This window comes from Lysinibacillus sp. LZ02, assembly GCF_050613145.1.
In the GTDB taxonomy this organism is placed as follows: Bacteria; Bacillota; Bacilli; order Bacillales_A; family Planococcaceae; genus Lysinibacillus_B.
The window spans coordinates 768,981-784,305 of record NZ_CP192507.1; the positions used below are offsets into that span (position 1 = coordinate 768,981).

Consider the following 15,325-nt stretch of genomic DNA (forward strand, 5'->3'; position numbering starts at 1 on the left):
TACATCCTGTCATACGGATTACATAAGGAGGAAGCAATATGCGTTCTACATTTATGGGGTTAGAAGCAAGTAAACGCGGTCTGTTTGTACAACAATCTGCGCTTTATACAACAGGTCACAATATTTCAAATGCCAATACATTAGGGTACTCTCGCCAACGTGTGAATATGCAAGCAACACCAGGTTATCCATATCCGGGTCTTAACTCACCGACATATCCTGGTCACTTAGGAACGGGGGTTGAAGCTGGTTCTATTCAGCGTATACGGGATCAGTTTATCGACCGCCAGTACCGACAAGAGACAAATAAACTTGGGTATTGGGAATCGACAACACAATCGATTTCGCAAATGGAAGATATTATGACTGAACCATCAGAATTTGGTATTAACCAAGCATTTACAGACTTTTGGAAATCGATGGAGGATGTCATTGATAATCCGAAAGACACAGCAGGTCGTCAAGTGATGATTTCAAAAGGGCAAGCACTTGCTGAGGCATTTAACTATATGGATACTCAGTTAAAGCTAATTCAAGGGAACATCGGAAATGAAATCAATGTTTCTACTGAAAAAGTAAATTCAATTTTAAAACAAATTGCTGCGATTAATAAACAAATTTTAGCCGTTGAACCGAATGGTTATGTACCGAATGATTTATACGATGCACGTGATTTATTAGTAGATGAGTTAAACGAATATATCCCTGTTTCCATCTCGATGGTAGAGTCAGGGGGGCTTGCGAAAGATGTAGCTGAAGGAAGCATGACGATTAAGTTCAAGCCGTTTGAGGGTGGTCCTGAGATTACACTTGTTGACGGGAAAAACTATGCTACATTAGCAACAACAGATACGAACGGTGCTCCAATTGATGGTGATGTTGACGATCAAACAACGAATGGTTTTGCTGAATTTGGAGCGATTAATGTATCAGACTTAGGTGACCCTCCAGCAGATGCTTTAACAAATGCTGTTGCGACGATTGACTATAATACGTTAGAGCCAAGTAAAGGGAAATTATTGTCGTTAGTGGATGCATATGGGCATAGTGGGGGGGAAGGACTTTACCCTGAAATGCTGAAAAAACTAGATGTATTAGTGAACGATTTTATCACTGCATTTAACGAGCAACATAAAAAAGGTTTTGATTTAGATGGTGCCCCAGGTGTAGATTTCTTCTCAGGAACTTCGGCACGCGATATAAAGGTAGAAATTACTGATCCTAAACAAATTGCGGCTTCTGGTGCGGCTGGCGAAGAAGGAAATAATGAAAATATTCGATTATTAGCTCAACTGCATTCTGACACACGTCCTAATTTACAAAACGGGACATTCCAAACATATTATAAATCCCTTACTGGTGAATTGGCGGTTAAAGGGCAAGAGGCGATTCGTAATGCTTACAACTCGGGCACCCTTCATTTACAAATTGCCAATAGTCGTGCATCGATGAGTTCGGTTTCTTTAGATGAAGAAATGACCAATATGATTACATTCCAACAAGCTTACAATGCGAATGCACGTATGATTACAGTAGTAGATGAAATATTAGAGAAAATTATCAATGGTATGGGTCGAGTAGGTCTATAATTTTCCGAAGAATCTTATTCATTTATAGATTGGTGAAAGGGGTATAACAATGACACGCGTTACACAATCGATGTTATCAAGTAATATGCTACGCAACTTAAATTCTAGCTATAATAAAATGTCGAAATATCAAGATATGCTTAACTCAGGAAAAGTTATTACACGTCCATCAGATGACCCAGTGGTTGCAGTAAAAGGGATGGGCTACCGCGTTGAACTAGACAAAAATGAGCAATATAAACGCAATATACGTGAAGCACATACTTGGTTAGATTCGACAGATGAGGCATTGGATCAAGTTGGTTCTGCTATGAAGCGCGTAAAAGAATTAATCGTACAAGCGGCTAATGATACCAATACAGCAGATGACCGTCAAAAGATTAATGCAGAAATTAAACAAATTAAACAACAATTGCGTGATATCGCTAATACAAAAGTAGGAGAAAACTATATTTTCTCTGGCACACATACTAGTAAGCCATTATATACAGATCAAACAGGTCCTCAAAACCCTGCAATTACAACGGGAGCGGCAGGGGAGATTAAAATTAACGTATTTGACGGCATTTCTACGAAGCTGAATACACCTGGTAATGATTTCTTCAAGGAAATTGATGATTTTATGGGACGGGTAGACACGGTACTTCAAAGTAATGCGACGAGCGAGGAAATTAGCAGTGCGCTAGGGCTAGAGATGACGGACGGTGGGGGTGGAAATATCCCCGCTCTTGACGGAGTATATGAAAAAACACTTACTTTACGAGCTGAAGTTGGGGCACGCCAAAATCGAGTGGAAATGATGGAAAATCGTTTAGATGTTCAAGCAATAAATGTCACAAAACAAAAATCGCTAAACGAAGATACGGATTATGCAGAAACGATTACACAGATGGTAACCCAAGAATCAATTCATCAAGCCGCATTGTCTGTAGGTGCAAAAGTTATTCAGCAAACTTTAGTTGACTTCATCCGTTAGGTGAAATCAACTAAAGATCTGCCCTGAAAGCGAAGCGACAGGGGCAAACAACGAAGTGAAAATTCTATACTGAGAGTGATATCGTAATCACTGTGTAATAAAATGAAAAGCAGCGTTTGGACTTGATTGTTCAAACGCTTTTATTGAAAGGAGCTAAATACATGAGACTCCCACAAATTCAAATTCGAACGACTGATATTAAAATGAATTTACAAATTGATAAGCCCAAACAACATATCGAACAACCTCGAGCAAAGCAAACAATAGAACAACCAGCAGCCATTTTAGATATTAATACTACACGAGGACAACTGAAAATCGACTCTTCTCAAGCAAGACGTGATTTAGGATTAATTGGTCCGCTGGAATCAGGCAAAAATTATGCTGAAAAAGGGAAGCGAGAATCATTAAAAGGAATGGCTCGCCGTGCAAGTGAAGGTCGGCAATTGATGGAAAGCGCGGGGAAAGATCAAGGTCGAGCGCCTCTCCAAAGTATCGCTAAACAAAATCATGGTCCAAAACGTCCAGGGCCATATAATATCAAGTTCGTTCCATCAATTGGGTCTGTGAAAATTGACTATACTCCTGGTAAAACAGATATTAACTTCACACCACAAAAACCAAAAATTGACGTTCAAGTGAACAAACCTATTCATAAATACACACCGGGTGATGTAACTGGTACAATGTTACAAAGACCAGATGTAGAAATTGATGTTATTGGTTAAAAGGAGAGAGCGATATGCTTATTCAGACGAAATTTTTAGGCGAAGTAGAGATTAAAGAATCAGAAATTGTAACATTTGAAAACGGTTTACCAGGATTCCCTGACTATCAAAGATTTATTCTATTATCATTAGATGCAGATTTACCTTTAGCCTTGCTCCAATCAACAGAAGAAGCTACGATTGGTTTTGTAGTAGCTTTCCCATTTGCATTTAAACAAGACTATGCGTTTGATTTAAGTGATGAAGATAAAGAAGATTTACAAATTGAAAAAGAAGAAGAAGTTATTACATATTCGATTGTGACACTACAAGAAACGTTTGCAGATTCCACAATCAATTTATTGGCTCCAGTCATTATTAATACAAATAAGCAGCTCGGTAAGCAGATTGTGTTGCAAGATAGCAAAGCTTATTCTTTACGATTCCCGATACAACAAACAGTAGGAAGTGCGAAATAAATGTTAGTACTATCACGAAAAAAAACAGAGTCCATTATGATTGGCGATCACATTGAAGTGAAAATCTTAGCGGTCGAAGGCGATCAAGTAAAAATAGGGATTGTCGCACCAAAATCCGTAAAAGTTCATCGTTCGGAAGTATTCGAAGCCATTCAAGAGCAAAATAAGGCAGCGTTAAATACGAATATCGATATATTAAAGCAATGGAAGAAATAATATGAAGAATTTGATTATGTGTCTATCTTAACAGACAAAAAATTTCTTCAAAAAATTTTAAAAAACTATTAAACAATGAAAAGTAATTACGATATATAGATTGTAAGGAAGAGGATAGCACCTCAACCAAAACTTTCCCACAAGGACGTGGGTCATAAAAAACATTCAAGGAGGAATTCCAAATGAGAATTCAACACAACATTTCAGCTTTAAACACACACCGTAACCTTGGTTTCAACAACACTCAAGCTTCTAAAAACCTTGAGAAATTATCTTCAGGTTACAAAATCAACCGTGCTGGCGATGACGCTGCTGGTTTAGCAATCTCTGAAAAAATGCGCGGACAAATCCGTGGTCTTGACATGGCGACTAAAAACGCTCAAGACTCGATTTCTTTAATCCAAACTGCTGAGGGTGCTCTTAACGAAACTCACGCTATCTTACAACGTATGCGTGAATTAGCAGTACAATCTGCAAACGATACAAACGTAACTTCTGACCGTGGTGATTTACAAAAAGAAATCAACGCACTTTCTGAAGAAATTACTCGTATTGCTAACAACACAGAGTTCAATACTCAGAAATTATTAAATGGTTCATTCTCTGGTAAGAAATTCCATATCGGTGCAAATGCTAGCCAAGATATTTCATTAACTATTGGAACAATGACAGCTGCAAAATTATCAGTATCTAAAATCAGTATTTCGTCTCAAGCTGCTGCAAATACTGCAATTACAACTATTAACACAGCAATCACTACAGTTTCTGCAACTCGTTCTGATTTAGGGGCTGTTCAAAACCGTTTAGAGCACACTATCAACAACTTAGGTGCAACTTCTGAAAACTTAACAGCAGCAGAATCACGTATCCGTGATACTGATATGGCAAAAGAAATGATGGGCTTCACTAAGAACAACATCTTAATGCAAGCTGCTCAATCTATGTTAGCTCAAGCTAACCAACAGCCACAAGGCGTACTTCAATTATTACAATAATTGAATAGCGTTTAGTATAAAATGAAGGAATCTATCTTTCGGATAGATTTCTTCATTTTTTTTTTTTTTTGACGATAGTAGAAAAGAGGTGGTAAATTTGAGTAATAATATAATTGAATATCTGAATACGAACAACGGTGTAAAAACTGTTAAAGTAAATAATTATCTTTTACATAGTAAGTACGATCCTATTACGGAAGCGAAGAGGATTGTAGAAAAAGAATTTGAGCCAAATTATGTTCATGTAGTTTTTGGATATGGGTTAGGTTATCTTGTAGACGAATTAAAAAAGAAAATACATAATACAGAAAATCTAATTGTTATTGACCCTCTTTATAGCGAAATCAATAGTGCTATAGATAAAAATATTGATTTTACTTTTATCGAAGAAATAAATAATGAAGCTATTGAACAGTTTGTCGCTAAATCCCTAAATAATTTAAGCGCTAAAGTAAAGGTTATTTGCTCTCCAAATTATGATAAAATTTTAGAAAAAGAATTACTAGTTGTATTAGAAAGTATTAAAACAGTTCAAAGAATTCATCAGGTAGGGGAAAATACGACAAGGCAATTTTCTTTTGCATGGCAGGAGAACTATATTCATAATCTCCTTCATGCATATACTAATCATTCTTTTAAGGAGTTAAAACAACGATATATTTGTCCAGTAATTGTGATTTCAGGAGGTCCTTCTTTAAAAAAGCAGATTCCCTTACTAAAAAAAATTGAGGGAAAAGCCCTAACGATTGCTTCTGGGTCTACTATTAACTCCTTGTTAAACCATGGGATAGAACCTGACTATGTAGTATCTATAGACGGTGGTACTGCGAATTTTAACCATTTTAAGGAGATAAATAAAATTAAATCTCATTTAATCTTTGGGTTTAGTAGTCATTATAAAATTCAAGAGGAATTTCCTAATACTCAATATGCAATATTAGATGCAGGCGACGAAGATTTCCAAAGCTACATTAAGGATAAATTTAATATTGAAGTCCCACTAATTGCAGGAGGTGCTTCGGTAGCGAATTTTGCATTCACCGTTGCCTGCTTTATGACAAAGGGACCTATTGCAGTCATTGGCCAGGATTTGGCCTATACTGATAATAAATCACATGAAGATAGTAATAAGCACTTTATAAAAGTAGATGAAGCCTTTAAGAAAGAGCGAGGTATGTTTGAAGTAACGGGTTATAATGATGATAAAGTTCTAACGGATTATGCTTTTTTACTTATGAAAAAAGACTTTGAAAGACTTAATAGGCAAATCCAGCATCCTTCGCCAATTTTTAATTGTACTGAAGGTGGCGCAAAAATTGAAGGAATGGAGCAACTGTCATTTTTAGAATTTTGTAATCATTATGCTGATGAAAAAATCGTAGATAAAGTAATTGTTTCTTCAAAACAACAAGGTATTGATAAGAATAGTTTTATTAGTAAGATGCAGGATGAGATTTCGATTTATAATAAAATAATTACTGAGATTGAAATTGGACTAGTGACATTAGGAAGAAATAGATCGAATACTTATTTTGAAAAAAGTGTTTTACGTGAACTAGATAAAATAGATAAAACCATAAAAAAATATAGAGTAAAAACAGCGATGAATCATATATTTGATCCTATAACAATGGATGTTTTACGTAATTTTGAGCCAATTCCAGGAGAAAGTGATACAGAAGCTTACCAAAGAGTATTTGCTCAGAACAAAGAGCTTTATACAAGACTATTAGAGGCTTTTAAAATAACAAAACAATATATTTTAGATGCAATAGAGAATGCCAATAAATTAATGTGAGGTTTTGAACATGGAAGATATTTTAAATGAAACAATTTTCAGTTTTAATGAATATATAGAGAAATTACCTGGAGGATGTATGATGATTGCAAATACTTTACGTGATGATCGTATTGCCGAAGCTCTTACTCATATCCGGGATTTTTCGGAAGGCGCTGGTTGGATAATAGAGGCGAGTGGCCTATTACAAGAAAATAATGTGTCTATTACATTTGATATGACAAAGATTATAGATTATCTAGAAGAAATAAATAATGGGTTGTCTATTGGTGATTATAATTTAGTGGCGGATATATTCGAATATGAAATTGTTCCATTTTTTTCAGCGATAGAAGTAGGAGCTTCTAATAATCAATGATATTTGAAAAAATTGAAGCGAGGGATGGTACTAATACATTAAAAGTAAATAATATTCTTTTATATAGTAAGTATCGGCCGATAAAAGAAGTGGACAAATTCATTGAGAGCGAATTCGATAATAACGCTAAAGGATATTTATTGATTGGGTTAGGATTAGGATACCATCTGCATTCTTTAACTAAACTAGTAGCGGGGAGAAAACCCATCCTTGTCTATGCCTTGGATAATCAAGAAATAGAGCTATATCGATCAGAGACCATTGATATGGAATTACTGAATAATGTAATGATTACAACAGATGTTAAAAAAATTGCTGTTCATAAGGATTATCAAATCATTATACCTCATGTATGGTTACAAGTAATGGATAAAAATCATTCTCTTTATCATTTGCTAATGGATATTAAAATGAAGCAGGTGTCTTATAAACGCTTCTCGCCAATGATGGAAATAAATTTTCATGAAAATATTCAGCAACAGTATTTTAAAGTGCAAAATTTTAAAGAAAATTTAAAACAGAAAAAAGTATCTTGTCTAATTTCTAGCGGTCCATCTTTAAACGTTACCGAAAAATGGTTGAAAGCTGTTAAAGACGATGTATATATATTATGTGTAGGATCTGCCTTGAAAGTACTAATGAGGGAAGGCGTTGTTCCAGATGGTGTAATTATATCGGATTGCCAACCAACTATTTTTGAGCAATTAGATGGTTCAGAGTATAAAGGAGATCTCTTCTTTTTAAGTACAGCAGATTCTAATACGGTAAGATCTCATGAGGGAGATAAATATATATTACTACAAAAGGGATATGACCTAGCAGAGCAATACGCAAAGAAAGTATCTTATCCATTATTAGAAACGGGTGGTTCGGTAGCTACTACAGGCTTTAGTTTGTTGGAATATCTAGAGTTTGAAACTGTAATCTTATTTGGTCAAGATCTAGGTTTCGCTACTAAACATACACATGCTATAAATTCTACTTCGGGTAGAGAATTATTAAAGGGAGAAGAATTTATTGAAATAGAGTCCAACATTGGAGAATCTATTAAAACATTGCCTAATTTAAATAGTTATTTAAGATGGTTTAATGCAAAATGTAAAATAAGTGTATGTCAGGTGTACAATACAGCTGAACAAGGAGCGAAAATAGAAGGTGTTCCTTTAGTAAATGAAAAACAATTTTATAAACTTATAAAAAACCCATAGATTTATGGGTTTTTCTTTATGTTTTAAACAATTTGTCGATATATATATTATAAAATTCCGATATAATAAATATACTTAATGGACTTATCTAAATATCTATAATTAGAAAATAACCTCAAAATTAATAGTAAGATAGGAGTTTTAAATAATGACATTAGTTAATAAAACTGTGCTAGTAACAGGCGGCACAGGGTCCTTCGGGAAGAAATTTATACATAAGGCGCTGAATGAAGGTGTGAAGAAAGTAATTGTTTTCAGCCGTGATGAGCTGAAGCAATATGAAATGAAACAAGAATTCCAAGATGAACGTATTCGATTCTTTATCGGAGATGTACGAGATAAGGATCGCCTTTATCGTGCATTTGACGGTGTAGATATTGTCATTCATGCAGCCGCAATGAAACATGTAGATGCGTGTGAATATAATCCATTTGAGGCAGTAAAGACAAACATTCACGGTGCTCAAAATATTATTGAGGCTGCAATTGATCGGGGGGTTGAGAAGGTAATTGCGCTTTCTACAGATAAGGCATGTAGCCCAATAAATTTATATGGTGCAACAAAATTAGCATCTGATAAACTATTCGTCGCGGCAAATGCTTATGTAGGAGAAAAGAAAACACGTTTTGCAGTTGTGCGTTATGGTAATGTTGTAGGAAGTCGAGGTAGTGTTGTGCCATTCTTTAAAAAAATTAAAGAAACTGGAAAATTACCTATTACAGATGAACGGATGACACGTTTTTGGATTACACTCGATCAAGGTGTACAGTTTGTTTTAGATAGTTTAGAGCGTATGTATGGTGGCGAAATTTTTGTTCCGAAAATTCCTAGTATGAAGGTAACTGATTTAGCAAAAGCAATTGCACCAGAATGTGAAATTGAAATTATTGGTATTAGACCTGGCGAGAAATTACATGAAGCGATGATTATGGAAGACGATGCACGCCACACTTTAGAGTTTGACAATTACTATGTTATCCAACCAGAGTTAGCTTGGTGGCCACAAGGGCAGTTAATTGGCGGTAAAGCTTTGCCTGATGTTTTTGCCTATACGAGTGATAATAATTCAGAGTGGTTAACAGTTGAACAATTACAAGAGCTGGTGGAGAAAATGTAGTCTTTGACTGCATTTTTTTCTGTAAGGAGAGAATAGTATTGAGAGATTCTTATTTACCATATGGGAAGCAATGGATTGAAGATGATGATATAGATGCCGTAATAAAGGTATTAAAGAGTAATTTTTTAACGACTGGTCCAACAATTGCTTGTTTCGAACAAAAGGTAGCTAAATATGTAGGAGCAAAATACGCAGTAGCTTTTTCGAATGGGACAGCAGCACTTCACGCTGCATGTTTTGCTGCAGGAATAGGTGAAGGAGATGAAGTGATTACAACACCTATAACCTTTGCGGCAAGTGCAAATTGTGTACGATATGTTGGCGGAACAGTAGTTTTTGCTGATATTAAGGAAGATACCTATAATATAGATCCCATAGAAATTGAAAAAAATATTACGTCAAATACAAAAGCGATCATTCCTGTGCATTTTACAGGACAACCTGTACAGCTAGATGAGATTCATGCTATTGCAAAAAGGCATAATTTACTTGTAATTGAAGATGCTGCACATGCGCTAGGTGCTCAATATAAAGGGGAAAAAATCGGCGCATTAAGTGATATGACCATGTTTAGCTTTCATCCTGTAAAACATGTTACAACAGGGGAGGGTGGCGTTATTACAACTAATAATGAATATTTCTATAAACAGCTATTACAATTCCGTTCCCACGGCATTACGAGAGACTCAGAAAGTTTATCGGAAAATGAAGGTCCTTGGTATTATGATATGCATTTTTTAGGCTATAACTACCGAATGACAGATATTCAAGCAGCTCTCGGTATTAGTCAAATGAGTAAGTTAGAAGGGTTTGTATCACGTCGTCGTGAGATAGCCAAATTATACAACGAGGCATTTAAAGAAAATGAATTGATTATTACTCCTAAACAACATTTAGGTGGGGACTCCAGTTGGCATCTATACATTATTCAATTAAACTTAGCAAAAATAAATGCAACTAGAAAAGATATTTTTGAATCATTAATAGCTCAAAATATTGGAGTAAATGTTCATTATATTCCAGTGCATACGTTGTCATATTATCAACAATTAGGTTATAAGAAAGGCTCTATGCCAAAATCTGAGGAACTATATGAAGCTATTATTACATTACCTTTATTTCCCAAGATGTCAAATGATGATGTACAGGATGTAATTTATGCAGTAAAAATAGAGCTAGAAAAGGTGAGGAAATGAGAATTGTTGCAATAATACAAGCAAGGATGGGTTCTACACGCTTACCAGGGAAAATTCTGAAGAAAGTAAATAATAAACCTCTACTTTCTTATCAAATTGAACGTCTACAACAAAGTCAGTACATAAATGAATTAGTGATAGCTACGACAATTGAAACGCAAGATGATTTAATAATAGAGTTTTGTAAAGAGAATTCTATATTATATTTTAGAGGGTCTGAAACAGATGTTCTGTCCAGATACTATGAGGCAGCTTTAGCTTTTAAAGCAGATGCAATTGTTCGGATTACGTCAGATTGCCCAATTATTGATGTGCAAATAGTAGATAAAACGATACAGCATTTTATAGAAAGTGATAAATTCGATTATGTTTCAAATACTGTAGAAAGAACATACCCCCGAGGATTAGATACAGAAATATTTTCATTTGGCGCACTAGAAAAAGCGTATCATGAGGCTGTGTTAGAAAGAGATCGTGAGCATGTAACTGCTTATTTCTATACAAATCCTGATGTATTCTCAATGGGTCATATTAAAAATGATATGGATTACAGTAAATATCGATGGACTGTTGATACTATAGAGGACTTTGAATTAATAAAAAAAATAATTCAAGCACTATATGTTAAAAAGCCCTTATTTAGCTTACAAGATACAATAAAGGTTATGAATGAAAATCCTATATGGTTCAATATTAATGCTCATATAGAACAAAAGAAATTATAGGTGATGGCATGAACGTATTTATTCGCGTAGATGCTTCTTTCGAAATTGGTACAGGGCATGTGATGCGCTGCTTAACTTTAGCGCATCGACTAAAAAAAGAAGGAAAGCAAGTAGCATTTATTTGTAGAGTTACAAATGGGGACTGTATTGAATTAATAGAACAGCAAGGTTTTCGAGTATATAAATTGCGAATTTGTGAGGGGTCTTTGTGGACTTATGTAGCAGATGATTGGCAAACAGATGCTAGGGATACGATTGATATTTTAAGAAAACATAGTGTCGAAAAGTTAATTATTGACCACTATTCAATTGATATTAGGTGGGAACAATTAATTCGACCATTTACGAAAGAAATAATGGTTATTGATGACTTAGCGAATCGTCAGCATGATTGTGATATTTTATTAGATCAAAATTATTATCTGAATATGAAAAATAGATATGATGGTTTAGTCCCTTCAACTGCAAAATTACTACTCGGTCCATCTCATGCTTTATTAAGAGAAGAGTTTATGGAAGCAAAGAAGCATATTAAACCTTTTAACGGCAGGGTGGAGAGATTATTTATTTTCTTTGGTGGCAGTGATCCAACGAATGAAACAGAAAAAGTTCTATGTGCAATACTGCCTTTAATCAAAAAATATAATTTAGAAGTAGACGTTGTTGTAGCGAGCTCTAATCCGAATAAAAATCGGATTAAAGAAATCTCTTTAACATGTAATAGAATTGATTACCACTGCCAAATCAATAATATGGCCGAATTAATGGCTAAAGCAGATTTAGCTATTGGTGCAGGTGGAGCAACTACTTGGGAAAGGACATTCTTATTTTTACCTTCTATTATAATTTCTGTAGCAGAAAATCAAATAGAAATCGCAAAAAATGTGGATAGGGAAGGGGTTTGCAACTATTTGGGGTTTTATAAAGAAGTAAAGGTTGACGATATATACAATGCTTTACTTTTACTATTAAATGAATCTTCATTAATTAATCATATGATATTAAAAATAAAAGAATTTTTGAGGTCAATATGAATATACTATACTTAGGTCCGAAAAGAGAAGAGTTTATCAATAAACTGAAACTATTTGGTGATAATTTTGTTGTTTTAGATAATAAATTATCAACAGATTTTGTCATTAGTAATAAATTTGATTTAGTTATTAGTTATGGATATAGATATATTATTTCAGAAGAAATAATTAACATAATGAAAAACAAAATAATTAATTTACATATCTCTTATTTACCTTGGAATCGTGGTGCTGATCCTAATTTTTGGAGCTTTCTAGAAAATACAAAAAAGGGGGTTTCTATACACTTGATAGACGAAGGGATTGATACAGGGGATATTTTAATTCAAAAAGAAGTAACCTTTACTGACAATGATACTTTACGTACAAGTTATAATAAGTTAAGTATAGCAATAGAAGCACTGTTTATTGAGCATTGGTCGAAAATTCGTTTAGGAAAATATATACCAATAAAACAAAATTTAAATGAAGGATCTATCCATTTTAGTAAGGATAAACAACTATATACGTATTTGCTTACAGATGGTTGGGATACACCAATTATAAAAATTAAGAAATGAGGGTGAAGAATGAAATTTAACACTTCATTACTAAATTCAACTACAAAACCATTTATTATTGCTGAAATGTCAGGTAATCATAATCAATCCTTAAATCGTGCTATAGAAATAGTAGAAGCTGCAGCAGCATCAGGAGCACATGCATTAAAAATCCAAACATATACAGCGGACACATTAACTCTAAATGTTGATTCATCTGATTTTATTATTAGTGATGAAGAAAGCTTATGGAAAAATAGAAAATTATATGATCTATATAATGAAGCATATACCCCATGGGAATGGCATAAGCCTATTTTTGATCGAGCAAAAGAATTAGGCATGATTGCTTTTAGTACGCCATTTGATGAAACCGCAGTTGACTTTTTAGAAGAGTTAGATGTGCCAATTTATAAAATTGCGTCCTTTGAAAATACAGATTTACCACTTATCAAAAAAGTAGCAACTACAGGAAAGCCGATGATTGTATCAACTGGAATGGCTACATTAGCTGAATTAGATGAATTGGTCCGAACTGCAAAAGAAGCAGGATGTAAAGATCTAATACTATTAAAATGTACAAGCACGTATCCAGCAACACCTGAAAATACAAATATTTTAACAATTACACATATGAGGAAATTATTCGAAGATGTACAAATTGGATTGTCCGATCATACGATGGGGATTGGTGTAGCTGTAGCAAGTGTTGCGTTAGGTGCAACAGTAATTGAAAAACATTTCACTCTAAACCGTGCCGATGGTGGTGTGGATTCAGCATTTTCTATGGAGCCAGCTGAGATGAAAGCATTAGTAGAGGAAACAGAGCGTGCTTGGTTAGCTATGGGGAAAGTTACATATGGCCCAACAGAAAAAGAAAAAGCATCATTAAAATTCCGACGTTCTATTTATGTATCTCAAGATATTAAAGCGGGCGAGAAATTTACAAAGGATAATATAAAAATTGTTCGTCCTGGGTATGGTCTTGAACCTAAATATTATGAAAATATATTGGGGAAAGTTACTAGTAAGTCTATCACTAAAGGAACTCCTTTAAGTTATCAGCATTTATTTTAGTTTATATGTTGAAAGGTTTTAAAAATAAATTCTAGGATGATGTAGAAATATGAGACCAATATTGATACCTGAATATTTAAATGATTTTAGTTGTATTGGAAGTACTTGTGAAGATACGTGTTGTGCAGGTTGGAATGTTACAGTAGATAAAAAAACTTATCAGACCTATCGTAAAGTACGTCAATCTGGAATTACAGATAAACTACAAAAATATGTAAAACGAGATCGAAAACAAAAAGATGATTCCGAATATGCTAAGTTTATGTTAAATGAAAATAATAAGTGTCATATGATGTTAGAGGATGGGTTATGTAGTATTCATAAGGAATTAGGAGAAGAGTATTTATGTAATACATGCGCTATTTATCCTAGACACCTTACGCGAGTAGGTGGTGTCACAGAAAAAAGTTTAACATTATCTTGCCCAGAGGCGGCTAGAGTAGTTCTGCTGCGTGAAGAAGGTATAGGATTTATTGAAACAGAGGAACCTAAAAATACTCGTGGGCTTATGGCTAGTGAGCTCACATTAGAAAAGCATCCACACTTTTGGGATTTACGTATTTTTGCAATTCAACTATTGCAAAGTCGCCAACAACCAATAGAAATTCGTTTAATAGTATTAGGGCTTTTCATTCAAAAAATTGAGCAATTAAAGTCAAGTGAGTTTGAAAAAGAGTTGCCACGGATTATGGAGGATTATCTATGCCGTTTAGATAATGAAGAATTTATCGAATCGTTAAAAAATATAAAAAGAAATTTAAATTTCCAATTGAATTTAGCACGCGATTTAATTCGTTATCGTATGACAGGCGACGTAACTTCAGAAAAGTATGTAAAGATTCTGCAACAATTGGTAGATGGACTAGGATTAGAAGAAAATGCTGACCATAAAGTGGATGATATTGAAAAGACTATTAATAAGTATCAAGAATCCTATAAGAATTATTATCTTCCATTTATACAAAAGCAAGAGTATATACTTGAAAATTATATTGTGAATTATATATTTAAGAATTTATTTCCAAATGACTATAATACAACGTTTGAAAGTTATATGATGCTGGTTATTCATTTTACATTAATTAAACTGCATTTAATAGGTATGGCTGCGAAACAGCATAAATTAAATCAAGAAATGGTAATAGAATGCGTGCAACAACTTGCAAAGATCATTGAGCATAATCCTTCTTATTTACAAGGTGTACGTGAAGGTATGGAAAATTCAAGCTATAATACAATGGGACACATGTTTGTAATGATAATGAATTAAAGGAATTCTAGAAGAATCAGACACATTCACAAAGCTTGATA

Annotated in this window: 16 protein-coding genes; all 16 read left to right on the top strand. The window is 34.1% G+C overall.

Annotated features, from left to right (window positions below; translation table 11 throughout):
* Positions 1 to 38: 38 nt before the first annotated feature.
* The 16 genes from flgK to fliB all read left to right on the top strand — a co-directional run bounded on the left by flgK (position 39) and on the right by fliB (position 15,284).
* On the top strand, positions 39 to 1,589 hold the full coding sequence (gene flgK / locus ACQQ2I_RS03425) for a flagellar hook-associated protein FlgK (protein WP_431029174.1): 1,551 nt from the start codon (positions 39 to 41) through the stop codon (positions 1,587 to 1,589).
* Between the two features lie 49 nt (positions 1,590 to 1,638).
* Positions 1,639 to 2,565: a flagellar hook-associated protein FlgL gene (gene flgL, locus ACQQ2I_RS03430; RefSeq protein WP_431029175.1), complete on the top strand. Its 927-nt coding sequence runs from the start codon at positions 1,639 to 1,641 to the stop codon at positions 2,563 to 2,565.
* Between the two features lie 161 nt (positions 2,566 to 2,726).
* Positions 2,727 to 3,293 (top strand): DUF6470 family protein, encoded by a 567-nt coding sequence (locus tag ACQQ2I_RS03435; RefSeq protein WP_431029177.1) that lies wholly within the window; start codon positions 2,727 to 2,729, stop codon positions 3,291 to 3,293.
* Between the two features lie 14 nt (positions 3,294 to 3,307).
* Positions 3,308 to 3,751 carry a flagellar assembly protein FliW gene (fliW, locus tag ACQQ2I_RS03440; RefSeq protein ID WP_431029178.1) on the top strand — a complete coding sequence of 148 codons (444 nt, stop codon included), beginning with the start codon at positions 3,308 to 3,310 and terminating at the stop codon, positions 3,749 to 3,751.
* On the top strand, positions 3,752 to 3,967 hold the full coding sequence (gene csrA, locus ACQQ2I_RS03445) for a carbon storage regulator CsrA (RefSeq protein ID WP_431029179.1): 216 nt from the start codon (positions 3,752 to 3,754) through the stop codon (positions 3,965 to 3,967).
* A gap of 182 nt (positions 3,968 to 4,149) precedes the next feature.
* The gene (locus ACQQ2I_RS03450; protein WP_431029180.1) at positions 4,150 to 4,962 is read left to right on the top strand and encodes a flagellin; all 813 of its coding nucleotides are present in this window, start codon (positions 4,150 to 4,152) and stop codon (positions 4,960 to 4,962) included.
* Between the two features lie 97 nt (positions 4,963 to 5,059).
* Positions 5,060 to 6,760, top strand: coding sequence for a motility associated factor glycosyltransferase family protein (locus tag ACQQ2I_RS03455; RefSeq protein WP_431029181.1), 1,701 nt, complete (start codon positions 5,060 to 5,062; stop codon positions 6,758 to 6,760).
* Positions 6,761 to 6,770: 10 nt separating this feature from the next.
* Positions 6,771 to 7,118 (top strand): hypothetical protein, encoded by a 348-nt coding sequence (locus ACQQ2I_RS03460; protein WP_431029183.1) that lies wholly within the window; start codon positions 6,771 to 6,773, stop codon positions 7,116 to 7,118.
* Positions 7,115 to 8,326 carry a 6-hydroxymethylpterin diphosphokinase MptE-like protein gene (locus ACQQ2I_RS03465; protein ID WP_431029184.1) on the top strand — a complete coding sequence of 404 codons (1,212 nt, stop codon included), beginning with the start codon at positions 7,115 to 7,117 and terminating at the stop codon, positions 8,324 to 8,326. The genes ACQQ2I_RS03460 and ACQQ2I_RS03465 overlap by 4 nt, the downstream gene beginning before the upstream one ends.
* A 148-nt stretch (positions 8,327 to 8,474) precedes the next feature.
* On the top strand, positions 8,475 to 9,443 hold the full coding sequence (pseB, locus tag ACQQ2I_RS03470; RefSeq protein WP_431029186.1) for a UDP-N-acetylglucosamine 4,6-dehydratase (inverting): 969 nt from the start codon (positions 8,475 to 8,477) through the stop codon (positions 9,441 to 9,443).
* 38 nt (positions 9,444 to 9,481) lie between these two features.
* On the top strand, positions 9,482 to 10,639 hold the full coding sequence (gene pseC / locus ACQQ2I_RS03475) for a UDP-4-amino-4,6-dideoxy-N-acetyl-beta-L-altrosamine transaminase (RefSeq protein ID WP_431029187.1): 1,158 nt from the start codon (positions 9,482 to 9,484) through the stop codon (positions 10,637 to 10,639).
* The gene (locus ACQQ2I_RS03480) at positions 10,636 to 11,364 is read left to right on the top strand and encodes a cytidylyltransferase domain-containing protein (RefSeq protein ID WP_431029188.1); all 729 of its coding nucleotides are present in this window, start codon (positions 10,636 to 10,638) and stop codon (positions 11,362 to 11,364) included. The genes pseC and ACQQ2I_RS03480 overlap by 4 nt, the downstream gene beginning before the upstream one ends.
* An 8-nt stretch (positions 11,365 to 11,372) precedes the next feature.
* Entirely contained in the window at positions 11,373 to 12,398 is a 1,026-nt protein-coding gene (gene pseG, locus ACQQ2I_RS03485; protein ID WP_431029189.1) for a UDP-2,4-diacetamido-2,4,6-trideoxy-beta-L-altropyranose hydrolase, read from the top strand.
* Positions 12,395 to 12,958, top strand: a complete 564-nt coding sequence (locus ACQQ2I_RS03490; protein ID WP_431029191.1) for a formyltransferase family protein — start codon at positions 12,395 to 12,397, stop codon at positions 12,956 to 12,958. Before pseG ends, ACQQ2I_RS03490 begins: the two co-directional genes overlap by 4 nt.
* Before the next feature lie 9 nt (positions 12,959 to 12,967).
* Complete coding sequence (gene pseI, locus ACQQ2I_RS03495) at positions 12,968 to 14,014, top strand: pseudaminic acid synthase (RefSeq protein WP_431029192.1); 1,047 nt, start codon at positions 12,968 to 12,970, stop codon at positions 14,012 to 14,014.
* A gap of 49 nt (positions 14,015 to 14,063) precedes the next feature.
* Positions 14,064 to 15,284, top strand: a complete 1,221-nt coding sequence (gene fliB / locus ACQQ2I_RS03500; protein ID WP_431029193.1) for a flagellin lysine-N-methylase — start codon at positions 14,064 to 14,066, stop codon at positions 15,282 to 15,284.
* Positions 15,285 to 15,325 lie beyond the last annotated feature (41 nt).